Raw genomic sequence first — 24,733 nt, forward strand, 5'->3', positions numbered from 1 at the left:
ATGCCCACCACCACGCCCCTCACCTCCTTCGTCCGCGACGTCCCGGACTTCCCGAAAGCCGGGATCCTCTTCCGGGACATCACCCCCCTGCTGGCCAGCGCCGAGGCCTTCGGCGAGGCCGTGGCCGCCATGGCCCAGCCGGTCCTGGCCCTCCAGCCCACCCACGTGCTGGGCCTGGAGTCGCGCGGCTTCATCTTCGGCAGCGCCCTGGCCCAGAAGCTGGGCGTCGGCTTCGTGCCGGCCCGCAAGCCCGGCAAGCTGCCCATGGCCACCTACTCCGAGGCCTACGGCCTGGAGTACGGGTCGGATGCCCTGGAGATCCACACCGACGCCTTCAAGGCCGGGGACCGCGTGCTCATCGTGGACGACGTCATGGCCACCGGCGGCACCGCCGCCGCGGCCCAGCGCCTCATCCAGCGCACCGGAGCCCAACCCCTGGCGCTGACCGTCTTCATCGAGCTGACCTCCCTGCCGGGCCGCGAAAAGGTCGAGGGCCTGCCGGTCTTCAGCGTCCTGCGCTACTAGAGTTCCCCCAGCCCATCTCCACCAGGCTGGCGCGGATGCCATCGTCGGGGTTTCCGTACTCCGGCGTCCAGCCCAGCTCCTGCATCCGCCGGCTCGTGACGAGGCGGGATTCCCGCAGGAAGGCCAGGACCCCCGGACTCATGACCGACTGCGCCTCGGCCCAGGAGACGCGGCGCGGCGCGGGCAGGCCCGCCAGCTTCGCGACGCGGATGGTGAAGGCGGCCATGCTCTCCGGGGCTCCGTCCGTCAGGTTGAAGGCGCCGGACACGGGCCGATCCAGGGCCGCCAGGCAGGCCGCCACCAGGTCATCCACGTGGATGCGGTTGCCGGGCCCCGAGTCCCCGTCGCGCAGCACGGGCTCGCTCCGGCGCAGCCGGTCCAGGGGCAGGCGATGGGGGCCGTAGATGGCCGGCACGCGCAGGATCACGGGCCGGACTCCCCGCGCCCCGCACCAGGCGGCAACCTGCCCTTCCGCCTCCCAGCGCTGCCGGGAGCGGTCCTCCCGGGGCGCCACAGGGCTGGCCTCGTCCACGGCGGCTCCGCGCGTGTCCCCGTACACGCCCGTGGTGCTGAAGTACACGACCACCTGGGGACGGGCCGGCCCCAGCGCCTGGAGGAAGCGGGCGAGCCGGAGGTCCTCCGTCCCCGCTCCCGCAGGTGGGGCCAGATAGATCACGGAGGCGAGTTCCCGTGGCAGCGCCAGGAGAGGAATGCCCGCGTCGACATCCGCCGCGACCGCGGGAATGCCCTGGCGGATGAGAACCTCCGCCGAGACCGCCCTCCGCACCAGCGCCAGCACGGGACCTGCGCCCAGCCGGCGTCGCGCCAGCCGCGTCCCCGTGTAGCCGCAGCCCGCGATGAGGCAGGTGCCCTTCCCTTCCGCGCGGTTCTCCATGGGGTCAGCATACGCGCCGCCATGAGAGGCTGGTGCGGGGCCCCGGCCCCGCCTCGGAGCCCGCGTGTCCCCTCTCGTCAAGCTCGTGCTGCTGGCCTGGCTGGTGCTCGGGCCGCTGGGGCTCTGGCTGCGGAGGCGGCGCCGGGCCTGATCAGGCTCTGGGGCTCCTGGGCAGCACCAGGCTGAAGCGGCTGCCGGGCTCGAGCGGCTGGTAGCGGGCATCGCCGCCGTGATCCTGGGCGATGCGGCGGACGATGGCCAGGCCCAGGCCCGTGCCCTTGCGCTTGGTGGAGAAGTAGGGCTCGAAGAGCCGCTCGCGATCGGCCTCCGGCACCCCGGCGCCGTCATCGGCCACGTCGAATCGCAGGGAGGTGCCCTCCACCGCCAGGGAGAGGCTCACCACGCCCTTGCCCTCCACCGCGGCCACCGCGTTGTCCACGAAGTTGATGAGGGCCCGCTTCACCATGTCGCCGTCCCACAGGGCGGAGACCGGCTCCCCGGGCAGGGCCAGCTCCCAGCGGATGTCGGGGTGGTTGGGGCCGTAGAGGGCGGCCACCTGCCGCAGCAGCTCGGCGGGATCGCAGGGGGAGAACTGGGGCACCGGCAGGCGGGCGAAGCGGCTGAAGCTGTCCACCAGGCGCGAGAGGCTGGCCACCTCCGCCAGGATGGTCTCGGCCCCCTCCTGCACGGAGGCGTCATCCAGCCGGCCCTCCCGGTTCTTGCGGAGGAGCCGTTGGGCGGTCAGCTGGATGGGCGTCAGGGGGTTCTTCACCTCGTGGGCCATGCGGCGGGCCACCTCCTGCCAGGCCGCGCGCTTCTCCGCCTGGGCCAGCAGCGACAGGTCCTCCAGCACCGCCAGCACGCCCCCGCCCTGCAGGGGCTCGAGGATGGCGCGCACGGGGCGGCCCTCGCCCTCGCCGCCCATGCGGAACTCCTCCTGCACGCCGCGCTTGGAGGCGCGCACCGCCGCCAGCAGCTCGGGCAGGCGGCCCAGGCGCGGCAGCGTTCCCACCGTCTCCCAGCGGGCCTCGGTGGGATCGAAGGCCTCCAGGCCCAGCCAGGCGCGGGCGGCGGCATTGAAGGTGCGCAGCTCGCCGTCGGCCCGCCAGCTCATGACGCCCACGGGCAGGGCCGCCAGCAGCTGGTCCAGGTAGGCCCGCTGCTGCTCCAGGCGGCTGGCCTGGGCCTCGATGGCCGCCTGGTTGGTCTTGAGGTCGCGGGTCATGGCGTTGAAGGTGCGGGCCAGGAAGGCCAGCTCGTCTTCGCCCAGCTCCGGCAGCTGGACGTCGAGATCACCACTGCCCACGCGCTGCGCGGCCTTGGCCAGGGCCCGGATGGGCTCGCTGAGGGACTTCGCCAGGGCCAGGCCCGACCACACGGCGAAGAAGAGGGTCAGCAGGGTCAGGAAGAGGAAGGTGCTCTGGGGCAGGGTCTGGAGGGTGTCCCGGTTGGCGCGGATCTGCTGGCTCTCCTTGTACCGCTGCTCCAGGGCCAGCACCCGGTCGAGGGTCTCCCGGGGCATGAACACGCCCACGGCCCAGGTCCCGTCCCCCCGGGGCACCACGCGGATGAGCCAGAGGCCATCCTTCGACTCCTGGCGGCTGTCGCCGGCCTCGGGGGTCAGGTCCGGCGGCGGCAGGCCCAGGCCCAGGTCCAGGCTCTTGATGCCGCCTTCGCCCCGACCATTGAGGGCGGCCACCAGATCCACGCCCGACGCGGCGCGGATGGCCTGGGGCTCCGCCGAGGCGGACACCAGCAGGCGGCCCGCGCCGAAATCCAGCCGGGCCCGGACGGCGGCGCGCAGGTCCTCGGCCATCTTCTGGCCGTCGCGGATGGCCACTTCCGTCTCGGGGCTGAACCAGCGCTCCACGTTCTTGTTGATGAAGTTCCGGCCCACCACGAAGAGGATCAGGCTGGGCACGATGCCCACGATGAACAGCGTCAGCACCATGCGCGTGCGCAGCCGCGAACCCAGGATGCCGCTCTTGCGCTCGAAGTAGAGCTTGGCCAGGCTGCGGGCCACGATGAACAGCAGCGTGCCGATGGCCAGCGCGTTGAGCACGCCCACCGCCACCAGGGCCCAGCGGGACGGCGCGTCCAGCCCGCCCTCCGCCACGCGGTTGCCCACCGCCTTGTAGGCCAGGATGATCATGAGGATCACCGCAACCAGGCCCACGGCCACATAGAGGCGCGTCAGCTCGGGGTGGCGTTTGGGAGCAGAACTCATCATCACAGGGTACTCTGGCATGTTGACACGGAGTGGAATTGGTCAAGGTCAGGCAGGAATGCCCATCGACGGAAGCTCTGCTGAAACGCTTCCCCCCACGAGGAGCCTTCGAAATCGACGAACTGGAAACCAAGTCAGGTCCACTCCCGAGGATCATCGGGGAATTTTGGGCACCTGGGCAGCGGAATGGTCACAGCCTTCACGAAATCAGCTACCGGGCCTGCTACAAGCCCGAGTTGCCAGCCCTATTCATCGAAGCCCTGACCCAACCCGGAGATGCCGTCTACGACCCTTTTGGCGGGCGTGGTACGACGGCACTCGAAGCGGCCCTAAGAGGTCGAAGGCCGATCTCGAACGATGTCAACCCGCTCTCTGAGATGTTGCTCAGGCCCAGGCTCACTCCACCTGCATTTGATGAAATCGCCCATCGCCTAACGAAGATTCCCCGGCATTCCAGGAAGATCGTCGATCTGGATCTCTCCATGTTCTTCCATATCCAAACGGAATCCGAGATACGAGCCTTGAGGGTTTGGTTCAAATCACGCCGGGATTCCGGTGCCTTCGATGCCGTAGATGCCTGGATCCGAATGGTCGCGCTAAACCGACTCACGGGCCATAGCGCCGGGTTCTTCTCCATCTATTCACTTCCGCCAAACCAGGCCATGCCCGCAAAAAAGCAACTCGCAATCAACCAGCTGAGAGATCAGGTCCCTCCGTATCGCGATACCCATGCCCTCATCAGGAAAAAAACTAAGGCATTACTACGTGATTTCACCTCTCCTGAGGCCGTGTCCGCCCTGCATGTAGCAGGTAAGTTGGCTTCACTGCACTGTGGCAGCGCAGAGCACACGCCAGATATCCCCTCGGAAAGCGTCGACCTCGTGGTGACGAGCCCGCCCTTTTTGGATGTGGTTCAGTACCACACCGACAACTGGATGAGGAACTGGTTCGCGGCCATCGATGAATCATCAGTCGAGGCTACCTTCATCTATGAACGCACCGTGGAAGGCTGGTGTCGCCGCATTGAGGAGACTTTCAAGGAAATTCATCGCGTTATGAAGCCGGGCGCCTGGTTCGTCATGGAAGTGGGAGAGATTAAGAAGGCCACACTCAACATGGAAGATCTATTGCTTCCCATTGGTGAAGCCCATGGCTTCCATCTACAGGGGGCCCTCATCCATACCCAAGCCTTCACCAAAACGGCCCATATATGGGGGGTCGGAAACAATGAGAAGGGTACCAACAGCCAGCGAATGGTTCTGTTTCAGAAGCGGTAGCATCAACCAATGTGACTCATAGTCCATAGACTCCAATGGCCCATGCGCCAGTCTTGTGACATGAGGCTCATCAATCGACTTGCGCAAAACATTCGTGAACTACGACTGGCAAATGGCTGGTCTCAGGACGATTTGGCCGAGGCCTCGGGACTCGATCGTACATACATCAGCGGGATCGAACGCGGGAGGAGAAATCCCACGATTTTGGTCGTAGAACGGATTGCCAACGGGCTCCATGTCGACCCATCGATGCTCTTATCCACAGAATGTCAATCGGCAGAAAACCAGAAGACACTTCCCACCAATAGAAAGGCGGATTGAACCTGTCTGCAATTTCCCGACGGTTGTAAGGGCTCTTCAAACCTACGCGGTCTATCGCAACTATATGAAAGACAAAGATATGGTTAATCCGAAAAGAAATCGCTCCGAGGGTTGGTCCCATGCGAAGAACTCGGGCCACGCAAATGAAACAGCCATCGAATATTCTCTAAAAGAAGAGCCACTTAACCAGTTGGGCTATCGTCTTGGCAAGAAGGGAATGTCCGGCGAAGCCAAGGTGGGTGGAAAGGGAGAGAAATCGGTCCCTTGCATTTTGGGTGGTAAGACCAAATCAAAAACCGATCTGAAAATCATCTGGAACGATGGATCCATCAGCAATATATCCATAAAGAAGAGTTTGGGTGGACAGGCTTTTCTTATCGGGACAGAGCGGTTCATCGACGGCTTCGAGCGTCATTTCACGACCATACCCAAGGGAGTTAAAAAGGCTTTACGGCTCTACATCGGCGGACCCGAGGTGAAGCCGGTCCTGAAGGAGATCCCTGCAACGGGCACTGATTTGCGTGAGTATGAACTCCGAAAAGGGCGAATGGTCTGGGATACCTTGCGCACCTATGATTGCGGACTCGCGGCAGAGCTGCTGTCTTGGAGCCGGTTGAATGTAGGTAGCATCACGAGATTCTGTTTCTCGAGAGGTTTGGCCCGAGACGAATCCGACTGGGCTAGCCACATCTGGTACAAGAACTTAATCGGAGAAAACAACACAGACGAACTATTCAATATTGATGATCTCGTAGCAACTGCGGGCATGGCCATTGATCGAGTTGCTCCAGGCCCAAAGAATGGTGGGTCAACGATCCTGTTTCCGTTTGGCTTCTTGCAATGGCATCAGAAGAAGATGCAATTTCATCATGGTTTTGAATCCATTTCGGAATGCCTGATTCTTGGCACCAAGCCGAAATCAAAATAGGCAACTACTGTAGCGGATTAAAGTGTTCATTGAATTTCGGCCCTCAGGACCAAGGAACCCAACTGTTGAGTTTCACCCTGATCCTCTCATCGATTGTTTGATGTGACTTATTCGCTACCTAACACTTGGAAAGAAGGAAAGTTGATAATCTAATGGCAAGACCCTCAGCATCTGTAGTTTGGCATTCCCAGACGACCTTCACGCTCCAACCTAGTCTTCGAAGTTGGCGTTGTGCTCGTCGATCACGAATCAAATTCGAGTCAAATTTCTTGTTCCAGAATGCGATGTTAACCGCTGGCATAGTGGATTTGCGGCATCCATTCCCATGTCGATGCCAAAAACAACCATGGACGAAAATGACCTTCTTCAATCGTGGGAATACAAGGTCAGGTGATCCTGGTAGTTCCTTCATGTGCAATCGGAATCTGTACCCAAGGCGATGACAAAGACTTCTCACGATCAATTCGGGGGCGGTATCCTTCCCTTTGATTCTTTTCATCCTCTCGCTAACCTGCTTCGGAGTCTGAGTAGGCATTGGACCTCATCACCCCGCCATTTGGTCCTTCTTCTCAAGGCAATCAAGGATCTGCCTCCCGAGTGCCATGGCAAGAAGCGGGGGAACTGCGTTGCCAATCTGGAGATTCTTTTTCTGACGAGTTCCCGTGAATTGGTAGGCGTCGGGGAACCCCTGTAGACGTGCTCCCTCCCGAGTGGTCAATCCACGATTTTGAAAGGGATGAATACAACGACTACTACTCGGCGTTCCAAAATTCCGGGTCATGGTCGGTGCACATCGATCCCACCAGAGGCGCGCGTAGGTATTGTTAAAATAGGATTTTGGCCGTAGCTCCAATGGAATGTCGAGAATGGATCCACCGGGGGGAACCAGTCCTATCACTTTTGTGAGTCTTGCTCCATGAGTGGGAGATTCATGTTCGGTTAACTCCGCCACACCCTTTCTCATCAGATGTTGGAATTCATTCTTCGGGGCGAAATGGTACGAATTGCAGGCTTCGCCAGATTTGATATCTGGTAGATCAGAAAGGGCATCTTCCAGAGTCAATCGCGGTAAAAGGCCGAAAAGAGAGGCACCATCTGCATGAGTTGCCTCTGGGAATTCAAACTTCATTGGCGGCTTGAATCCGACGACAAATGTTCTCTGCCTTGATTGAGGAACTCCGAAATCGACCGCATTGAGAATGCCATGTTTGGTCGTGAAGCCTAAGCGCTCCAGGTCATCGATCAGGGCCTGATAGGCTCTCCCCTCATACATTCGCTTGAATCCACTAACATTCTCGAAAAGTACCACGCTGGGACGAACCACCTCGACGACCTTGAGGAAACTCCAGAACAGTCGATTTCTTGGATCGCTCTCTTGCTTCTTTCCGACCGTCGAGAAGCCCTGACAGGGTGGACCGCCGGCAACCAAGTCGATCTTCCCGGCGTAGGAGAATAGCTTTTGTTGAATTTCAGATGACATGATGTCGCCACAAATGACATCGGCATGGGGATGATTGATCTGGTAGGACTCTGCAAAGGTTGGCTCGTACTCGTTTGCTACGACGACATCCCAACCCGCCCATTGCAGACCTAGGCCCAGTCCACCCGCCCCAGCAAATAGATCCATGGCCCTGAACTTCATTGATGCTCCAGTCTTCCAATCATCTCATTTTAACCTCGAATCCTGCCATGGCCGCTCCTAGGTCTAAGTCGCCGAAAGGGCCAGACCTTCACCAAGACCGCCCACATCTGGGGCGTGGGCAACAACGACAAGGGCACCAACAGCAACCGGGTGGTGCTGTTCGAGCGAATCTGAATTCAGGGATGGAATCAGACAAGTTGAGCTATGAGCACAAATTGAATAGTAATTAATCGATATAGATTCCATTTTTTGAATCATTGACTCAACCCCAAAAAGGTCCATGCTGAGCCCTCGGGAACCCACGGTTCCATTTTGAGGAGGAACTCATGCACGTCCGCACCACCGCCCTGTCCGTGCTCGCGACCCTGGCCCTGCTGCCCGCCAGCCTCGGGGCCGCCACCCCCACGCCTGCTCCCGCTGGTTCGGCGGACTCCGCGCCCGCCGTGCAGGCACCCAAATCGGGCATGCACCGCTACATGGTCGTGCGGACCTTCCCGGCGGGCGCCCTGGCCGGCCTCGATGCCGCGGGCAAGAAGGCGGTGAACAAGTGCAACTCCACCCACAACGTCAAGTGGGTGTATTCCTACGCCAACGCGGACAAGACGAAGACCTTCTGCATCTACGAGGGCCCGAACGAGCAGGCGATCCGGGACGCCGCGGCCTCGAACAAGATCCCCGTGGACGACATCATCGAGATCCCGGTGGTGCTGAAACCCAAGTAGCGCCTTGCTCGGCAGCGCCGAGCCAGGGAGCCCGACATGAACCGGATGGTCAAGATCCTGCAGCGGGCGTGGCTGGTGAGTGCGGTGGTCTGCGCACCGGCCCTGGCGGATGCGGTCATCGACTGGAACATCAAGGCGGGAGATCTCGTCACCGAAGCCAAACTCAACGCCCAGTACGCCACGCGGGCGCTGACGATGATGCACGCGGCCATCTACGAGGCGAGCAACGCCATCACCCAGCGCTACCCTTCCAGGCTGAAGCTGACGGCGCCCCCCGGAGCCTCTGTGGATGCGGCCATCGCTGCGGCCAGCCGCGCCACGCTCCTGAGGCTGCTGCCGGCCCAGCGGAATGCCATCGAAGCCGCCTGCGCGGCCGCGCTTGCCGGGCTGCCAGAGGGCCCGGCCAAGACCGATGGCATCGCCGTCGGCGAGCAGGCCGCAGCCGCCATGTTCACCCTGCGTGCCGAGGACCTCTCGCTCCCAGCAGAAAGCTACCGCCCGGTGACGACGCCCGGCGTCTATGTACCCACGGTGGTCCCGGCGGTGCCCCAGTGGCCGAAGCGCAGGCCCTGGCTGATGGCGACCGCGGACCAGTTCCGTCCCGGACCGCCGCCCAGGCTCGACAGTGCGGTGTGGGCCCACGATTTCGTGGAGGTCAAGGACCTGGGCGCGAAGAACAGCACCCGGCGCACCGCGGAGCAGACCGAGATCGCCCGCTTCTGGGAGGCGACGCTGCCGCCCATCTACCACGGCGTGGTGCGCTCAGTCGCCGGCATGCCCGGGCGGGAGGTGACCCAGAATGCCCGGCTCTTCGCGGCCATCACCCAGGCCACGGACGACGGGTTCATCGCCGTCTTCGAGGCCAAATACCACTACGGCTTCTGGCGTCCCATCACGGCCATCCGCAACGGCGACCTCGATGGCAACGATGCCACCGACCGCGACCCTTCCTGGGCGCCCTTCATCGACACCCCCATGCATCCCGAGTACCCCTGCGCGCACTGCATCACGGCCAGCGCCGTGGCCACGGTGCTGCGCGCCGAGCTTGGCACCGGGCCCGTGCCGAGGCTCACCACCACCAGCCCCACAGCCGGCGGCGCCTCCAGGTCCTGGACCAGCCTGGATGACTTCGTCCGGGAGGTGTCCATGGCCCGCATCTACGATGGAGTGCACTACCGCACCTCCACCGAGGCGGCCGTCGCCATGGGCCAGCGCCTCGGCGAACTGGCGGTGGCCAAGGTTTTGAGAGCGGGTGAGTAGCTCCGGAACGGGCGCAGCCCGGCCAGACCTCACTCGGGGACGCGCAGCGCCCCCGAGCAGGACAAATGGCAAACCTAGAACCGGTACCCGATCCCCACGCCGTACAGCATGGGATCCACCTTCACGGTGGTGACCTTGGCGCCGGTGGCGGCCACCTTCACGTCGCTCTTGATCTGCACGTACTTCACGTCCACGTTGAGGGACCACTTCGGGGCCAGCTGGATGTCCACGCCGGCCTGGGCGGCGAGGCCGAGGCTGCTCTTGTCCAGGTCCAGCGCGCCGTCGGCCAGCTTCACGTCGGAGATGAGGGTGTAGTTCAGGCCCGCGCCGATGTAGGGATCCACGGCCCCGCCGGGGAGGAAGCGCCACTGGGCCGTGAGCGTGGGAGGCAGGTGCTTGAAGGTGCCGAGCTTCACGCCGTTCAGCGTGACGTCGTGCTCCTGCGGCACCGTGAGCACCAGCTCGGCCGAGAAGTTCTTCGTGAAGAAGTAGCTAAAGTCCACTTCGGGGATGGTCTTGTTGCTGACGTGGATGGCATCGGCGGGGATGCCGGGGGCCGCGTCCGACTTGTTGGCGGGCTGCAGGGCCACGGCGCGGAGCCGGACCATCCAGGGGCCGTCTTCGGCGCGGAGGCTGGGGGCCGCGAGGGCCGCGGCGAGCAGGGTGAGGGTGGCGAGCTTCTTCATGACGGACATCCAGAAAAGGCCCCCGGGATCTCCCGGGAGCGGGTGGGAAGGCAGAGGGACTCCCACCGGCCCGGCCGGAAGGCATGGGAGCTGGGTGGGGCCCGGGAGCGCCGGGTCAGGTGGAGCGGGTGAGAAGGCAGGGCAACTCCCACCGGCTCGGCCGGAAGGCATGGGAGCTGGGCTGGTCCCGGGGGTGCCGGGTCAGGTGGAGCGGTGGAAAGGCAGGGAGATCCCCACCGGCTCGAGGCCGGAAGGCTGGGGGTGTTGGAGGAGGATCAGGACCGGCGGGGCCGGCTCAGGAAACAGGTGTGCTGCGGCGGGCGGGCCTCTGGGCCAGGGCCGCCCGCTGGGAATGCGCGGCCTGGTGGTCCGGGGAGGCGCCCACCAGGGTGTCGAAGGTCACGGTCGCCAGGTGGCGCCGCAGCAGGTCGGTGGCATCGCCCCAGGCCCGCTGCACCAGACAGCCCTGCCCGAAGACGCAGGGCTTGCCGCCCTCCATGCAGGCGTTCAGCACCACGCCACCCTCCACCGCCTCGAGGATGTCGAGCAGGGAGATCTCCGTGGCCGGACGGGCGAGACGGATGCCGCCCCCGGTGCCGCGGAGGGTGTGGAGGATGCCCGCCTTCACCAGATCGCCCACGATGCGGCGGGTGAAGGGCGCGGGCAGCAGGCGCGTCTTCGAGATCTCGGGGATGGAGACCCGGGTGCCGGGTTCCAGGCAGGCCAGGTGCAGCACCAGGCGCGCTGCGTAGTCGGACTGCCGGGAGATGCCGATCATGGGGCTCCAAGGGTGATCTGGGTTTCAACATTACCCATTTCGTAACCTTGGTCAATACCCCTGGGTCATGAATTTAAATGACCCGTCGGACATGAAAATCCCCCACAGGAGGGGTGGGCCTGCCGGGCGGCCTAGGCCAAGGCACCTTTCGGCACCACACAGCGGGCGGCGCCCCGCACGCGGCCGAGCTCCTGCACGCGCAGGTGGGCCGGCTGGTGGATCTCGCTGCGCTGGGCTAGGGCATCGAAGCGCACCGAGGCCAGGTAGTCCTCCAGCACCTGGGTGGCGTCCACCCACACGGACTGCACGGGGCAGGCCGAGGCCAGGGGACAGACCCGGCGGTCGCTCACGCAGTGGTTGAGGGCCACGCCGCCCTCCATGGCCTGGACCACCTCGCCCAGGGAGATGTCCGCCGCGGGCCGGGCCAGGCTCACGCCGCCGCCCGAGCCCCGGGAGGTGGCCAGGACGCCCGCCTTCACCAGGTCGCCCACGATGCGCCGGACGAAGTCCAGGGGCAGCATGCGGTGCTTGGCGATGTCGGCGATGGGCACCTTGGCGCCGGGGGCCAGGCAGGCCAGGTGCAGCACCACGCGGGCCGCGTAATCCGTCTGTCGCGAGATGCCGAGCATGGGTCACCGCCAGGAAGGACCCAAATATGAGCGATCCGGTCCCATTGGTCAAGATGCCCAGGTCAACTATGGATGAACCGGAAGAGCGCCGCGTCCTCCCCGTCCGGGTAGTAGCCGGCCCGAAGGCCGCAGCGCTCCCAGCCGCAGGCGCGGTAGAGGCGGATGGCCGACTGGTTCGAAGGGCGCACCTCCAGGTGGAGCTCCACCATGCCCTCCGCCGCCAGGGCCTCCTGGCAGGCCGTCAACAGCCGCTGGCCCAGCCCCCCGCCCCGGTGGGCCGGGTCCACGGCGATGCGTAGCAGCTCCGCCTCGCCCGCCGCGGGAATGCAGGCCCAGCGGGCGAAGGCCACCTCGGGGATGAGCCACAGCGCTTCGTGCGCCGCCGGAGCCTTCCAGGCCGTGCCGAAGGCCGTGCGATCCAGGCGGACCACCCAGTCCGGCAGCGCCTCTCCTTCTTCCTGCCTCCAGACTCCAGGCTCGAGACTCGGCTTCATCGCGCCACGCCCTTCCGCAGCGCCTCCGACAGGTGGGCGGCGGCGTGGGGGAAGTTCACCTCGGCGTCGGTCTCCCGCAGGTAGAAGGGCACCAGGGGGGCCTCCGGCGGTCCCTGGGCCACACGGCGGGCCAGGGCCACCAGGCCCGCCAGGGTGGCTTCGCCTTCGTCCGGCAGGGCGATGCGGCCCGTGGGCAGAACGGCCTCGACCCTGGGCGCGAAGGCCTCGGGGGCCCACCAGGCCTCGGCCCCCAGCAGCTCCGGCAGGGTGGCCAGGGGGTGCTTGGCGGCGGCGGACCTGGGTTCCGCCTCCCAGCGCTGGTGGAAGGCCTCGCCCCGCTGCCCATCCAGCAGGATCCAGCAGGGGCCCGCCACGCCCGCCTGGCGCAGCGCCTCGGCGCGCAGCGCGAAGGCGGAGAAACCCCAGGTGGGCAGGCCCGTGAGGCCGAAGCCCTCGGCCGTGGCTACGCCGATGCGCAGGCTCGTAAAGCCGCCGGGCCCCAGGCAGGCGGCCACGCCGCTCAGATCCATGGGGGTGGCGCCGGCCTCGGCCATGAGCTCGTCCAGGGTGGGGAGCAGCCGCTCGCTGTGGCCCCGCCCGACGCCCGACAGCACCCGCCGGGTCCAGGCCCGCTCGCCCTTCAGCAGAGCCAGGTGCAGGATCTCCGTGGTGGTGTCGAGGGCGAGCAGCATGGAGCCAGTGTATCGGGGCCGGAGGCCCGTCTAGGAGGCCAGGCCCCGACCCCGCAGGTACCAGCCGAATTCCTTGTCCATGACCTGGATGTGCTCCACCAGCCAGGCCCCCAGGAAGGCCTGCACGGCCTCCACGACCTCGGTCCGGCCCGAGCGCAGGGCCGCCAGGAGGTCGCTGACCCGCGTGACCAGCCGCGCGTGGGCCGCCACGTGGGCCGCCAGCCCCGGATAGCGGTGCGCGATCATCAGGGACTCTTCCGACTGGAAGTGCGTGACCGTGTAGTCCCGCAGGAAGGACAGCACCCGCAGGACCTCCTCCTGGCCCCGGCCCTCCTCCACGGCATCATGCAGGCGGTTCAGCGCGTCCACCAGGGTGCGGTGCTCGGCGTCGATTTGTCCGTGGCCGACTTCCAGGGTCGGGCGCCATTCCATGCGGGCCAAGGGATCTCCAGGGGGGAACGGGCGGCGGAGGGCCCGCCCCTACAAGCAGAAAGGCGGCCCCGGGGCCGCCTTCCAGAAGGGACGCGAACCTAGCAGGCCTTGAGGACCTTGCCGGCCTGAATGCACGAGGTGCAGACGCGCAGGCGCTTGGGGGCGCCGCCCACCAGGGCGCGCACGCGCTGGATGTTCGGATTCCAGCGGCGCTTGGTGATGTTGTTGGAGTGGGACACGTTGTTGCCGAACTGGGGCTTCTTGCCGCAAATTTCGCACTGACGGGACATGGGAACCTCGCGAACCAAAGGTGAAAACAGCCAAGAGATTCAGTGTAGCCGTCGGAGGATCAAACGCAAGGGGAAAGCCCTTGCGCTGCGCCATTTGTCCCATCCAGGATAGCTGCATCCCCCACCCATTGCTTGGACACGCTCCCAGGAACCGCCGTGGATCTCCGCCTCTGGGCCCTCGCCTTCACCGTGCTGGACTGGACCGAGCGCCAGAAGGCTGAAGTCTGGGCCGCCCTCCAGGCCGGGGTGGCGCCCGCCCTGCCCCCGGGACAGGCCCGGACCCTGGCCGCCCTGGCGGCCGACCTGCCCCGCCACCGGCAGGAGGCCTCGGACCGCGGCGCCCGGCTGCTGCTGCCCGGCGACGAGGGCGTGGATGCCCTGCTGGCGCCCCTGCCCTACCCCGTGGCCCTGTGGGTGCGCGGGTCGCTGCCCCCGCCCGGACCGAGGATCGCCCTGGTGGGCAGCCGCCAGGCCGGACCCGGGGGGAGGGCCCGTGCCCGGGCCTGGGCCAGGGCGCTCACGGAAGCCGGCGTGGCCGTGATCTCGGGCCTGGCCCGGGGCATCGACGGCGCCGCCCACGCGGGGGCCCTGGAAGCCGGCGCCACCTGGGGCGTCATGGGCTCGGGGCTCGACCATCCCTACCCGCCCGAGCACCGGCCCCTCATGGACCGCATGGTGGCCGCCGGGGGTGGCGTCATCACGCCCTTCCCACCCGCGGCGCTGCCGCTGAAGTGGCACTTCCCGAGGCGCAACTGGCTCCTGGCGGCCTGGGTGGACGCGGTCCTGGTCATGGAGGCTGCCCGCCGCTCCGGGAGCCTGGTGACCGCCAAGCTGGCCCTGGACCTGGGCAAGGAACTCTTCGTGGTCCCCGGCTCCGAAGGCACCGACGCCCTCCTGGAAGAAGGCGCCGCCCACCTTTGCATAGACGTGGGCGATCTGCTGGCATTGGGATGAAAAATATTCACCGCCAAGACGCCAAGAACGTCAAGTTTCTTTGTGTCTCGCGTATCGCTGCAGGCGATACCGAAAAGAACAACAAAGCAATTGCCCTGCTTTTCTTGGCGTCTTGGCGCCTTGGCGGTGATTCTTGTTTTCCCGATTATCGGTGAGTCTCAGCCTGAAGCTGGCTGGACAAGACTTGGAACCGCGAATGCCGCGAATGGCCGCGAATGCTGCGGGGACAGGCCGCCTGGGCCTTCGGCCCCCAGCCACGCCAAGCGCGGCTGGCCGCTCACGGGGCGGGGCCGCCGGCCTTCAGGAGCCGGCGAATCCGCCCCGTGAGCGGAGGCGGAAGCAAGTCTGGTCGCCATTCGCGCGCCCGCAGGGCGATTCGCGGCATTCGCGGTTAAACGCTTTTCCGGCTGAGTGTGGCCGATAACCGGGCTTGTTTTTTTGAATGTAGCGCCGAGCCCTACGATGCCGGTGGCGCGTCGGTGCGCTTGAGGGTGCGCAGGTAGCCCACCACCTGGTCGATCTGGTCCGGCGTCAGGGTCTTGCCCCAGGGCGGCATCATGGGGGAGAGCCCCACGCCCACGCCGCCGCGGCGGACGGTGTCCTTCAGATCAGCGTCCGTTTTCGCCTTCTGCAGGGCCGGATCCCCCAGGTCGCGCGGGTGGGGTTCGACGTTGAACGCGTTGAACCCATCCCCGGCCCCGGTCTCGCCGTGGCAGGTGAGGCAGTAGTGCTGGAAGACCTGCTTGCCCAGGCGCAATTCGTAGGAGAGGGGCGGTTCCACGGGCGCCGCGGGCGCCGCGGCTTCGGCGGGAGCGGCGCCAGGCGCGGGCGCGCCCGGCGTCGAGGCGGCGGCCTCCTTGTGCCGGCCACAGCCGGCGGTCACGCCCAGTGCCAGCACCAGGCCCAGCCGGGGAAGCATCGGGGCCCTCATCGTCCACCTCCCTTGGCCGTGTTGGGTTTCTGGACCAGGGTCTGGAGGAACGACGTGAGCTTCAGCGCGTCCGCATCCGAGAGGCCGTAGTTCGGGCAGCGCACGTCCGCGCGCCACTTCTGCGGTCCCTTCAGCCAGGTGTAGGTCCAGCCGGGCTTCAGGCGTCGTCCGGCCTCGTTGAGCGGCGGACCGAAGTAGCCGCCCTTGTCGCCCAGGATGTGGCAGGCCTTGCAGCCCAGGGTGTCGAAGATGTGCCGGCCCTCGTCGGGATCGCGGCTGGTGGCGGGCTGGCCCGCGAAGGGATCCTCGGGGATCGAGGGATCCAGGTAGAAGGTCTCGAAGGCGTTGGCCAGAAGCGCCGCCTCCTCCCTCGTCATCCGGAACACCGGCATGCGATCCGTGAGAATGGGCCGGATGGTGTAGGACAGCACGAGGTAGTCGATCACCCAGTCCTTCTTCACCTTGCTGCCTTCCGCCGTCAGCGGCGCGGTGGAGATGTCCCCCCCCTTGTCGCCGATCTGGTGGCAGGAGAGGCAGCGGTAGCGGTCGAACAGGGCGCCCACGGAGCCGCCGGGCACCAGCGAGGCCCGCTGGGCCGGCAGGTGCTGGTAGCGGTCGGGAACCGGTTCAGCCCCGTAGGACAGCAGGGCCGTGACCACCGCCCGCGTGTCCTCGGGCGGGAACCCGTACGAGGGCATCTTGAGCCCGGTCCCCAGGGACCGCGGGTCCTCGAGCTTGGCCTGCAGCCAGGCAGGGAGGGTGTGCTTCACGTCCTGGCGCTTCCCGAAATCCAGGGAGGCGGCCCGCTTGTCGCCGATGCGGTTCAGTTCGGGGCCGATGCGGTCGGCATCCCCGGAAGCGGCGTGGCAGGCGGTGCAGCCCAGCTGGCGGAAGAGCTTCTGCCCCTTCTCGGCCAGGGTCTGGTTCACGTGGACCGGATCCAGCATCTCCTTCGGGGCCTCGAAGTCCTTGAACTCGGACACCATGTAGGCCACCACGTCCCGCGTGTCGGCTTCGCTGAAGCCGAAGCGCGGCATCCGGGTCCTCGGGTTGAAGGCCTGGGGATCGCGGAGGAAGGCCAGCAGCCAGGGCTGGGTGGCCCGGGAGGCCACCTTCGACAGCTCGGGCGCCGAGCCGTTCCCCTTGCCTTCCAGGGTGTGGCAGGAGATGCAGCGCGCCTCGGCGAAGATCTTCTTGCCGTTGATGGGGTCGCCGGCCTTCTCCCCGCCGGCCACCCGCACCTTGTCCGAGAGGAGGCGCGAAGGGGCCGTGTTGAAGATGTAGTGGGTCAGTGCCTCGATCTCGGCCTCGCCGAGGTGAAAGTTCGGCATGTTGGCATTGGCGTCCAGCCCCTTGGGGTCCTTCAGCCAGCGCCTGAGGGCCTCGCCCCCGGTCTTGAGGGCGACGGATTCCAGGGGCGGCGCCTCGGAGCGGAAGCCTTCGTGGCCCTTCACCAGATGGCAGGCGAAGCAGCCGGCCTTCTCCATCAGCTTCCGGCCCCTCGAAAGGATGGCCGCGCCGGCCACCTGCTCGGCCTGGTGGCAGCGTCCGCAGCCGGACTCGATGAAGGGCAGCGGCGTCATGGGCGTGCCGGCGTTCTCGGCGGTGCCGTGGGCATCCTCCGTGAGCGTGGCCAGGCCCTGGCCGCCATGGCAGGAGGTGCAGCCGAAGCGATCGAAGTCCTTGGGCGTGTGGAAGCTGCGGGAGTGCAGCCGGAAGACGCCAGGGGCCCCGGCCATGGTCTCGTCCTGCACGCCCAGGTGGCAGGTGGTGCAGCGGTCGACCCGGTTCTGGAGCTGCGGCAGCCAGATCTGCTGGATGGAGACGGGCCGGGCCTGGTAGGCCTGGGCCAGCTTCTGGCTCTTGGCGCGGGCGGCGCCCAGGCGGGCGTACTCCCGCTGGATGGACCGGTAGGGCCGCAGGGCGTTCTTCAGGGGCGAGATGGCCAGGACCACGAAGAACAGGATGCTGGTGATGGCGAATAGGCGTCGCAATGGCACAGGGACTCCGTCAAGCGGGGGGATACATGTTCCAGGGCCAGACGAGGGACCAGCCTGGGCCGCGGAAGAAGGTGCCGATGAGGGTCAGGACCGTGGCCACCAGCACGAACCAGGTCATGATCCATTCCGGCAGCGTCACCTGAGTGAGGAAGCGGCGGAACGGCTGCCCCTTCCCTTCGCCCCGGGCAACGAACATCGCGGCCGCCACCATCAGGGTGGGGACGACGATGGCCCAGCACTGGAAGGCCGCGAAGAGCACCGTCAGGGCCACGGTCACCGCGGCGATCCCGTTGCGCAGCTTCGCCCGGTCGCCGGACCAGAGGGGGCCCGCCACCAGGTTGATGCGCGCATAGGGGATCACCACCAGCGCCACCACCACCAGCCCCGGAATCACCACCCCCGCCACCACGGGCGGGAAGTAGTGCAGCAGCTCCTGGAGGCCCAGGAAGTACCAGGGGGCCTTCGAGGGATTGGGGGTCTCCAGCGGATTCGCCAGGCCCTCCAGGGGGGCGTTGAACAGCAGGGCGATCACCGCCAGGCCGATGACCACCACCTGGAACATGATCACCTCGCGGATGATCAGGTGCGGGAAGGTCATGACGAACTTCTCTTCGCGGCGACGGATGGTGGGCCGGGTGTCCGGCCGGACCATGGCCACCCGCTTGGGGACCACCATGGGGTCGTTGCTCTCCACCGGCACGAACGGCTGCGGGATCTGGCTCATGGTTCCACCTCGTCGCTGGCATCCTTCTCGGGTGGCCCCTGGACGCCGCCATCCTTCCGGATGCGCCAGATGTGCACGGACAGGAAGAGCAGCAGCACCGTCGGCAGCACCACGCAGTGCAGCACGTAGAACCTCAGCAGCGCGTTCTCCGACACGATGTTGCCACCCAGCATCAGGAAGCGCAGCGGCTTGCCGACCAGGGGGGCCTCCTTGGCCATGTTGGTGCCCACCGAGACGCCCCAGAAGGCCAGCTGGTCCCAGGGCAGCAGGTAGCCGGTGTAGGACAGCAGCAGGGTGACCAGCAGCAGGATGACGCCCACCACCCAGTTGAACTGGCGGGGCGGCTTGTAGGCCCGGTGGTAGAACACCCTGAGCATGTGCAGCAGGGCGCCGAACACCATCAGGTGGGCGGCCCAGCGGTGCATGTTCCGGTAGAACACGCCGTTGTCCACCACGAACATCAGCTCCTTCATGTCGCGGTAGGCCTGCGGCACCGAGGGGTGGTAGTAGAACATCAGGAAGATGCCCGTGACGATGAGCACGAAGCTGGCGACCAGCGTGATGCCGCCCAGCCAGTAGGTGTGCGAGAACTTGAGCGTCTTCTCCCGGACCTTCACCGGGTGGACGTGGAGGAACAGGTTCTCGAAGACGACGAGCGACCGGTTGCGGTTCGTGTTGGCGACGCCGTGGCGGATGATCGATCGGTACACCGCGGAGTTGCGGATCAGGGCCCCAAGGGCGGACAGCTGGAATGAGCTCATACCTTCAGCGCCTTTCCGTGCGGAATGACCACACTGGTGTCCACGGTCAGGTTCCCCGCCGCATCCGCCTTCACCTCGAGCCAGGGCAGCGGGTGGGGCGCGGGGCCGTGCGTCACGTTGCCTTCCAGGTCGAACTTGCTGCCGTGGCAGGGGCAGGCGATGCCGCCTTCCCCCGACACGGGGCGGGTGATGCAGCCCAGGTGCGTGCAGACCGCGGACATGGCGAAGACCCCGGCGGCGCCGCCCACGATGTAGACCTTCTGCTCCTGGTTGAAGCGGACCGTGCCCTCGGGGAAGTCGGCGACGTTGCCGGCGCGGAAGCTGGTCGGGGGCTCGAAGAGCACCTTGGGCTCCAGGTAGTCGGCCACCGTGAGCGCGGCGCCCAGGCCGGTCATGACACAGGCGCCGAGCCCCACCTTGGTGAGGAACTGGCGCCGGGTCTCCTCGCCGGGGGTGAGTTCCGGCAGGCTGTCTGCGGTCTCGTCAAGCACAGGGATGCTCCTTGGTCTCAAAGCTCTGCATGGTGATCGTCCCCACCGGGCACCTCAGGGCGCAGAGCCCGCAGCGGATGCAGGCCTCCTCGTCCTTGAGGAAGACGGAACCCCGCAGCTCCGCCTTGCTCAGGAGGGGCACCAGCTCCTCCGCCGAGGCGGGCACGTCCACGAACCGGATCGAGGGCAGGATCTCGATGCAGTCCTCGGGGCAGACGTCCTGGCAGCCGCCGCAGAGGATGCACTCGGTGCCCTCCTCCGCGCTCTGGGTGAAGATCGTGTTGGTCCAGCAGTGGAGGCAGCGCGCGCCTTCCAGGCGGGCGGCCTTCTCGTCGTAGCACTCCTCGACCTCGGCGAAGCCCACCCGGCGCAGCGTCGGCCGCATGGGCGGCTTCTGCCGCGGAATGCCCTCGAAGTCCCAGACGCGTTCGTAGCGGTCCTCGATCTCGATCTCGACCGTGAGCTCGGCTTCGGGACGGGGCTCGCCCCGCAGGAACTCGTCGATGGAGCGGGCGGCCTTCTTGCCGTCGGCGATGGCGCTGATGGCGATGCGGGGGCCGAAGGCGGCGTCGCCTCCCGTGTAGACGCCGGGGGCGCTGGTGGCGAGCGTATCCGGGTCGATGAGGATCCGCCCCTGGCGGGTCTCCACGTTGTCCTCGGGACTCAGGAAGGAGAAATCGCCGGTCTGGCCGATGGCCACGATGACCGTGTCGGCCTCGAGGACCGTTTCCGAGCCCTCGATGAACTGCGGGGCGAAGCGGCCGTTCTCGTCGAAGACCCGCGACACCGCCGTGAACTCGACGCCCGTGGCCGAGCCATCCTTGCCGAGGATCTGCTTGGGCCCCATCCGATGGCAGAACTTGATGCCCTCGTGCAGGGCCTCCTCGACTTCCTCCAGGGCCGCCGGCATCTCCGCTTCCGACTCGAGGCAGCAGACGGTGACCTCGCGGCCCCCGAAGCGGATGGCGCTGCGGGCCACGTCCAGGGCCTGCACGATGGAGAGGCCGCGCTCCGTGTTGCCCTGTTCCCCGCCGCGGGCGGCGGTGCGGGCCACGTCCAGGGCCACGTTGCCGCCGCCGATGACGACGACGCGCTTGCCCATCTCGACCTTGTAGCCCAGGTTCAGGTTCAGCAGGTAGTCGATGCCCCGCAGCACCCCGTCCAGCTCGATGCCGGGGATGCCCAGGGTGCGGCTCTGCATGGCGCCCACACCCAGGAAAATGGACTTGTAGCCCTTGGCCCGCAGATCCGAGAGGGTGAAGTCCCGGCCCAGGCGCTGGTTGCAGTGCAGCTCCACGCCGAGGGACAGGATGGCGTTCACTTCGAGCTGGATGAGGGCCCGGGGCAGCCGGTACTCGGGCACGCCCAGGCGCAGCATGCCCCCGGCCACGGGGGCCGATTCGAAGATCGTGACGGGGTAGCCCAGCAGGGCCAGGTCGTGGGCGCAGGCCAGGCCCGCCGGGCCCGAGCCGATGACGGCCACCTTCTCCGCGTAGCGGTCCTTGCGGTGCCCGTAGATCTCGGAGAGCACCGAGAAGTCCATCATGCTTTCGACGCCGAACTTCTCGGTGACGAAGCGCTTCAGGGCGCGGATGGACACGGGCGAGTCGATCTCCCCCCGGCGGCAGGCTGGTTCGCAGGGGGCCGCGCAGATCCGCCCGCAGATGGAGGCGAGCGGATTGGGGCGGCGGGCCACGGCGTAGGCCTCCCGGAACCTCCCCTGGGCGATGAGCGTCACGTACTTGCCGGATTCCGTATGGACCGGGCACGCCCACTTGCAGGGGAAGTTCCGTTCAAGCCATTCCTGGCTGACCTCTTCCATGGGACTACTTCGCGATCTCGAAGGCGGCCGCGGTGGCGCCGGCGACGGTGACGGCCTTCTGGGAGGGCTTGCACTTGGGGTGCCACACCTTCACGGTGTAGGCGCCATCGGGGACGTTCGGGATGGTGAAGCTCCCGTCCGCCTTGGTGACGGCGAAGTAGGGCGTGGGGCTCGTCACGACGAAGCCCTCCATCTCGGGGTGGACCTTGCACAGCAGCGTGGCGGCGCACTCCTTCTTGAAGGTGTAGCTCTTCGACTGGCCCTGGGGCCAGGTGCCCAGGTTGAACTTGTCGCAGCAGGCGTCCGGGGAGAAGACGTTGTGCAGCACCGCGTCGGAGTTCAGGTAGTCCACCGTGGTCCCGGCGAGGACGGCCATCACGTGGGGGATGAAGACCAGGTTCTTCTGGTCCATCTTGGCGTGGGCCGCGGGGGCCGCGAAGGTCTTGCCCGGGATGGCGGCCACGTAGACGACCGCGTCCGCGCTGTCGCGCACGCCCTTGCAGGTGACCTTGCCGTGGATGTCGCCGGCCTGGGCGCAGAGGGCCGCGCCGAGGCCGAGGGCCGTGAGGAGGAGGGTTTTCGACATGGTCGAGCTCCTTGGGAAACGGGTTAGAAGGCCGCCCGGATGACGGTGTTGATGGACTTGTTGGTGCCGACGCCGGCCTGCTCCGACTTGTTGTACTCGAGCATGAACTTCAGGTTGGCCGCGGCCAGGTAGGTGAAGTTGTAGTTCGAGACCTTGACCGGCTGCACGGTGGTGTCACCGGGCGTGAGCTTCTCGTAGCGGGCCGAGAGGTGGAAGGGCGGCGCGAGCACGTAGTCGGCCTGGACGAAGTAGGCCTTGTAGGTGCGGTCGTCCGTGGCGTACAGGGTCAGGCCGTCGGCACTGCGCGTTTCCAGGGTGTCCTTGCCGCTCAGGTAGACGCCGAACACGTTGAGGTCCGAGTAGGTCCAGGAGGCGAAGAGGCCGGTCCGGGTGTAGCTCGTGTCCTGCATGTGGTACGGGTTGTCGCTGGGATCCAGGATCGGCCCGTTGGCATCCGTCGCGATGAAATCGATGTTGGTGCCGTTGCCCTTGAGGGCAAGCACGCCGATGCGGAACGACTTCTCGCGCCAGTTCTCGGGGGGCATCTGCACGCCCTCGGTGTCGCCATCCAGGCCCATGCCGCCGAACTTGTAGTCGAGGCGCAGGTAGATGTCCTTGTGGTTGTTGGCGCCGAAGTTGCCGGGCGTGCCCTGGGTGCTGCCGTCCCCGGTGTTCGTGGCCACGCCGCTGCCGGGGCCGATCTTGTTGGAGAAGCCGAAGGTGTAGAAGAAGCGGTGATTCAATACGCCATAGACCTCGATGCCGCGCACCCGGGCCGGGAGGGAGACGATGCCGGCGCCATCGGTGATGACCCCCGTGCCGCCCTTGAAGCCCACGGGATTGTAGTTGAACAGCGAGTCCACGCCGTTGTCGGTCATGAGCCACATTTCCTGGAACCCGGCGTAGAGGTTCGGCGCGAACTTGCCCATCCGGACGTTGAAGGCGTGCTCAGGTCCGAAGAGGCTTTCGAAGCCCAGGCGGGCATGCTCGATCTCGGTCCCAGAGCCGCCATCCGGCCCTTCCGCGTGGGTCAGCTCGGCCATGAAGCTCATGTGCTCGCCCAGGGTGCCCGCGGCGAAGAGGTTCACTTCCTGGGGGAACTGGAAATCGTTGTGGACGATGGTCTTCCCCCCGCTGGCGTCGGTGCTGGAGGTGTAGACATTCGCCATCTTCACGTTCACGGCCACGGGTGCGTTGCCGGGAAGTTCATTGGGCCACACGGCATCGGGCCACACGCGCTTGTAGGCCTCCGAGCCCAGCGACACGGGCTTCTGCTTGATCAGGTCCTCGGTCTCCTTCGGCATGCGGTAGCCGTTCAGGCGGAACGCCTCGCCGAAGGGATTCAGCTTGGGGTAGACCGAGTGGCAGGTCACGCAGGAGGTCTGGTACTTCCGCGCGAAGATGGGGAAGGCGCTGGCAGGCGCGGCCAGGCCCAGGAAGAGGGCGAGCAGGAGGAGGCCGTGGAGGAGGGACCTCAGCCTCGGGGGCGTGGATGGGTTCATGGGTGTTCTCCAGGTTGGGGGGTGGACCTGGAGAAGGTTGTTCCCACAACCAGGCAATCACTACCCGGCAAACACACCAATCTGTCTGCTCAATCCTCACCAGGTGCCCGGCTACACCAGGTGCTTCTGGAAGGCGAAGGCCACCGCCTCGGCCTTGGAGTGGACCTCCAGTTTGTCCAGGATGTTCTGCGTGTGGTTCCGCACCGTCAGGGTGGAGATGTGCAGCAGGGAGGCGATCTCGGCCGAGGTCCGGCCCGCGGCCACCAGGCCCAGGATCTCCACCTCCCGCTGGGTGAGCTTCCGGGCCCGGACGTCCGGCGACTCCCGGGCGCTCAGCACGGCGGCCCTCGGCGGGGTCTCGGGCTCCTCCCGGGCTGCCTGGGGCCGCAGCTCCCGGTCCGAGGGCTTCAGGATGTGCACCAGGTAGAAATGGTGGGGCGGAGGGGCCGTCAGCTGCAGGATGTTCACGTCCACGCAGAGCGGCGGCCCGGACCGGGGCCGCAGGCGCAGGTCGAAGTGGCGCACCACGTCCCCGCGCCCGGCCATGTCCACCAGCGGACAATGCTCGGAGCAGTAGCGGTTGCCCGAGCCGTCGCAGCCCCCCATGAGGGCCGAACAGGACATGCCGAGGGCCTCTTCCGGGCCATAGCCCAGCAGCCGCTCGGCGCTCCGGTTCCAGGCCACCAGCCGGTTGTGGCTGTCCGTCACGAAGACCGGGTCCGGAGACCCCTCCAGCAGGTCGAGGAAGGGGCGGACCTCCTCGGCGATCCGGTGGGCGAAGCTCACGCCGGCTCCCCGAATCCCCGGGAGGGCGCTGGCTGGACGGAAAGCCCCTGGTGCATGCGCACCTCGTGGCAACGGATCTTGGAAAGGATGGGTGGACTCACGCCATCCTTCAACCTTTCGCGCCGTTGTCCTAACAGTTTTTGCCTCCTGGCCGGGTTTTCCCGGGGCCGGCCCCCCCCCTCGGTGGCTGCCGCCGAAAGATTCAGAATATTTAACTATCAGTGTTTTCAACTGGAATCGCCCGGGCAGCTCCCGATCCCCCCTTCCGGACGGGTCCAGGGGCTTGACAGGCCTCCGGCCCCAGGTTCCATCCTTAGGGGCCATCCAGGGCTGGCAGCGTTTTTCTGGCAGGCCTGTCACGGCGCCTTATGCCGCCCC

General features: G+C 66.3%; 27 protein-coding genes. 7 read left to right on the forward strand and 20 right to left on the reverse strand.

The genetic code is table 11. The features are described from left to right. Positions 1-525, forward strand: a complete 525-nt coding sequence (locus QOZ81_RS12750; RefSeq protein ID WP_291205782.1) for an adenine phosphoribosyltransferase — start codon at positions 1-3, stop codon at positions 523-525. On the opposite strand, the gene QOZ81_RS12755 is transcribed toward QOZ81_RS12750, so the two are convergent. Then, positions 506-1,420 carry an NAD-dependent epimerase/dehydratase family protein gene (locus QOZ81_RS12755; RefSeq protein WP_291205779.1) on the reverse strand — a complete coding sequence of 305 codons (915 nt, stop codon included), beginning with the start codon at positions 1,418-1,420 and terminating at the stop codon, positions 506-508. The genes QOZ81_RS12750 and QOZ81_RS12755 overlap by 20 nt on opposite strands. Before the next feature lie 151 nt (positions 1,421-1,571). Beyond that, complete coding sequence (locus QOZ81_RS12760; RefSeq protein ID WP_291205777.1) at positions 1,572-3,650, reverse strand: sensor histidine kinase; 2,079 nt, start codon at positions 3,648-3,650, stop codon at positions 1,572-1,574. Positions 3,651-3,685: 35 nt separating this feature from the next. Between QOZ81_RS12760 and QOZ81_RS12765 the strand changes: the two genes are divergently transcribed. Genes QOZ81_RS12765 through QOZ81_RS12775 form a run of 3 tightly spaced genes read left to right on the forward strand, consistent with a single transcriptional unit; the run spans position 3,686 to position 6,173 of the window. Further along, positions 3,686-4,924 (forward strand): DNA methyltransferase, encoded by a 1,239-nt coding sequence (locus tag QOZ81_RS12765; protein WP_291205774.1) that lies wholly within the window; start codon positions 3,686-3,688, stop codon positions 4,922-4,924. Positions 4,925-4,984: 60 nt separating this feature from the next. Further along, positions 4,985-5,245, forward strand: coding sequence for a helix-turn-helix domain-containing protein (locus tag QOZ81_RS12770; RefSeq protein WP_291205771.1), 261 nt, complete (start codon positions 4,985-4,987; stop codon positions 5,243-5,245). Continuing rightward, positions 5,160-6,173, forward strand: a complete 1,014-nt coding sequence (locus tag QOZ81_RS12775; RefSeq protein WP_291207602.1) for a hypothetical protein — start codon at positions 5,160-5,162, stop codon at positions 6,171-6,173. Before QOZ81_RS12770 ends, QOZ81_RS12775 begins: the two co-directional genes overlap by 86 nt. 118 nt (positions 6,174-6,291) lie before the next feature. Here the strand turns inward: QOZ81_RS12775 and QOZ81_RS16800 are convergent, their stop codons facing one another. Next, the gene (locus QOZ81_RS16800; RefSeq protein WP_366082759.1) at positions 6,292-6,708 is read right to left on the reverse strand and encodes a very short patch repair endonuclease; all 417 of its coding nucleotides are present in this window, start codon (positions 6,706-6,708) and stop codon (positions 6,292-6,294) included. A gap of 9 nt (positions 6,709-6,717) precedes the next feature. Then, positions 6,718-7,815, reverse strand: a complete 1,098-nt coding sequence (locus QOZ81_RS12780) for a DNA cytosine methyltransferase (protein ID WP_291205769.1) — start codon at positions 7,813-7,815, stop codon at positions 6,718-6,720. A 326-nt stretch (positions 7,816-8,141) separates the two neighbouring features. Between QOZ81_RS12780 and QOZ81_RS12785 the strand changes: the two genes are divergently transcribed. Together QOZ81_RS12785 and QOZ81_RS12790 are read left to right on the forward strand one after the other, a co-directional pair. Further along, the gene (locus QOZ81_RS12785) at positions 8,142-8,537 is read left to right on the forward strand and encodes a nickel-binding protein (protein WP_291205765.1); all 396 of its coding nucleotides are present in this window, start codon (positions 8,142-8,144) and stop codon (positions 8,535-8,537) included. A gap of 36 nt (positions 8,538-8,573) precedes the next feature. Beyond that, on the forward strand, positions 8,574-9,797 hold the full coding sequence (locus QOZ81_RS12790; RefSeq protein ID WP_291205763.1) for a vanadium-dependent haloperoxidase: 1,224 nt from the start codon (positions 8,574-8,576) through the stop codon (positions 9,795-9,797). A gap of 74 nt (positions 9,798-9,871) precedes the next feature. Here the strand turns inward: QOZ81_RS12790 and QOZ81_RS12795 are convergent, their stop codons facing one another. The 7 genes from QOZ81_RS12795 to rpmB form a co-directional block, all read right to left on the reverse strand. Then, a complete protein-coding gene (locus QOZ81_RS12795; protein ID WP_291205761.1) occupies positions 9,872-10,483 on the reverse strand; it encodes an OmpW/AlkL family protein in 612 nt (203 codons plus the stop codon). 295 nt (positions 10,484-10,778) lie between these two features. Then, complete coding sequence (locus QOZ81_RS12800) at positions 10,779-11,261, reverse strand: RrF2 family transcriptional regulator (RefSeq protein ID WP_291205759.1); 483 nt, start codon at positions 11,259-11,261, stop codon at positions 10,779-10,781. 131 nt (positions 11,262-11,392) lie between these two features. Then, positions 11,393-11,890, reverse strand: a complete 498-nt coding sequence (locus tag QOZ81_RS12805) for an RrF2 family transcriptional regulator (RefSeq protein WP_291205756.1) — start codon at positions 11,888-11,890, stop codon at positions 11,393-11,395. A gap of 62 nt (positions 11,891-11,952) precedes the next feature. Then, positions 11,953-12,384: a GNAT family N-acetyltransferase gene (locus QOZ81_RS12810; protein WP_291205753.1), complete on the reverse strand. Its 432-nt coding sequence runs from the start codon at positions 12,382-12,384 to the stop codon at positions 11,953-11,955. Further along, positions 12,381-13,076 (reverse strand): tRNA (adenosine(37)-N6)-threonylcarbamoyltransferase complex dimerization subunit type 1 TsaB, encoded by a 696-nt coding sequence (tsaB, locus tag QOZ81_RS12815; RefSeq protein ID WP_291205750.1) that lies wholly within the window; start codon positions 13,074-13,076, stop codon positions 12,381-12,383. Before tsaB ends, QOZ81_RS12810 begins: the two co-directional genes overlap by 4 nt. A gap of 30 nt (positions 13,077-13,106) precedes the next feature. Further along, on the reverse strand, positions 13,107-13,508 hold the full coding sequence (locus QOZ81_RS12820) for a bacteriohemerythrin (RefSeq protein ID WP_291207587.1): 402 nt from the start codon (positions 13,506-13,508) through the stop codon (positions 13,107-13,109). 98 nt (positions 13,509-13,606) lie between these two features. Beyond that, positions 13,607-13,798, reverse strand: a complete 192-nt coding sequence (rpmB, locus tag QOZ81_RS12825) for a 50S ribosomal protein L28 (protein ID WP_291205747.1) — start codon at positions 13,796-13,798, stop codon at positions 13,607-13,609. A gap of 156 nt (positions 13,799-13,954) precedes the next feature. Here rpmB and QOZ81_RS12830 point away from each other — a divergent pair, with 156 nt between their 5' ends. Next, on the forward strand, positions 13,955-14,752 hold the full coding sequence (locus QOZ81_RS12830; RefSeq protein WP_291205744.1) for a DNA-processing protein DprA: 798 nt from the start codon (positions 13,955-13,957) through the stop codon (positions 14,750-14,752). A gap of 457 nt (positions 14,753-15,209) precedes the next feature. Here the strand turns inward: QOZ81_RS12830 and QOZ81_RS12835 are convergent, their stop codons facing one another. The 9 genes from QOZ81_RS12835 to QOZ81_RS12875 form a co-directional block, all read right to left on the reverse strand. Further along, positions 15,210-15,671: a c-type cytochrome gene (locus tag QOZ81_RS12835; protein WP_291205741.1), complete on the reverse strand. Its 462-nt coding sequence runs from the start codon at positions 15,669-15,671 to the stop codon at positions 15,210-15,212. Between the two features lie 8 nt (positions 15,672-15,679). Next, positions 15,680-17,683, reverse strand: a complete 2,004-nt coding sequence (locus QOZ81_RS12840; protein ID WP_291205738.1) for a c-type cytochrome — start codon at positions 17,681-17,683, stop codon at positions 15,680-15,682. Between the two features lie 10 nt (positions 17,684-17,693). Then, entirely contained in the window at positions 17,694-18,407 is a 714-nt protein-coding gene (locus tag QOZ81_RS12845) for a hypothetical protein (protein ID WP_291205735.1), read from the reverse strand. Then, positions 18,404-19,168, reverse strand: a complete 765-nt coding sequence (locus QOZ81_RS12850) for a cytochrome b N-terminal domain-containing protein (protein WP_291205732.1) — start codon at positions 19,166-19,168, stop codon at positions 18,404-18,406. Before QOZ81_RS12850 ends, QOZ81_RS12845 begins: the two co-directional genes overlap by 4 nt. Next, positions 19,165-19,659 (reverse strand): ubiquinol-cytochrome c reductase iron-sulfur subunit, encoded by a 495-nt coding sequence (locus QOZ81_RS12855; RefSeq protein ID WP_291205729.1) that lies wholly within the window; start codon positions 19,657-19,659, stop codon positions 19,165-19,167. The genes QOZ81_RS12850 and QOZ81_RS12855 overlap by 4 nt, the downstream gene beginning before the upstream one ends. Continuing rightward, a complete protein-coding gene (locus QOZ81_RS12860; protein ID WP_291205726.1) occupies positions 19,652-21,481 on the reverse strand; it encodes an FAD-dependent oxidoreductase in 1,830 nt (609 codons plus the stop codon). Before QOZ81_RS12860 ends, QOZ81_RS12855 begins: the two co-directional genes overlap by 8 nt. 4 nt (positions 21,482-21,485) lie before the next feature. Next, positions 21,486-22,067, reverse strand: coding sequence for a beta-sandwich domain-containing protein (locus QOZ81_RS12865; RefSeq protein ID WP_291205723.1), 582 nt, complete (start codon positions 22,065-22,067; stop codon positions 21,486-21,488). Between the two features lie 23 nt (positions 22,068-22,090). Beyond that, positions 22,091-23,569: a hypothetical protein gene (locus QOZ81_RS12870; protein WP_291205720.1), complete on the reverse strand. Its 1,479-nt coding sequence runs from the start codon at positions 23,567-23,569 to the stop codon at positions 22,091-22,093. A 111-nt stretch (positions 23,570-23,680) separates the two neighbouring features. Then, positions 23,681-24,355 (reverse strand): helix-turn-helix transcriptional regulator, encoded by a 675-nt coding sequence (locus QOZ81_RS12875; protein WP_291205717.1) that lies wholly within the window; start codon positions 24,353-24,355, stop codon positions 23,681-23,683. Between the last annotated feature and the right edge of the window lie 378 nt (positions 24,356-24,733).

This window comes from Geothrix sp., assembly GCF_030219325.1.
Taxonomy (GTDB): domain Bacteria; phylum Acidobacteriota; class Holophagae; order Holophagales; family Holophagaceae; genus Geothrix.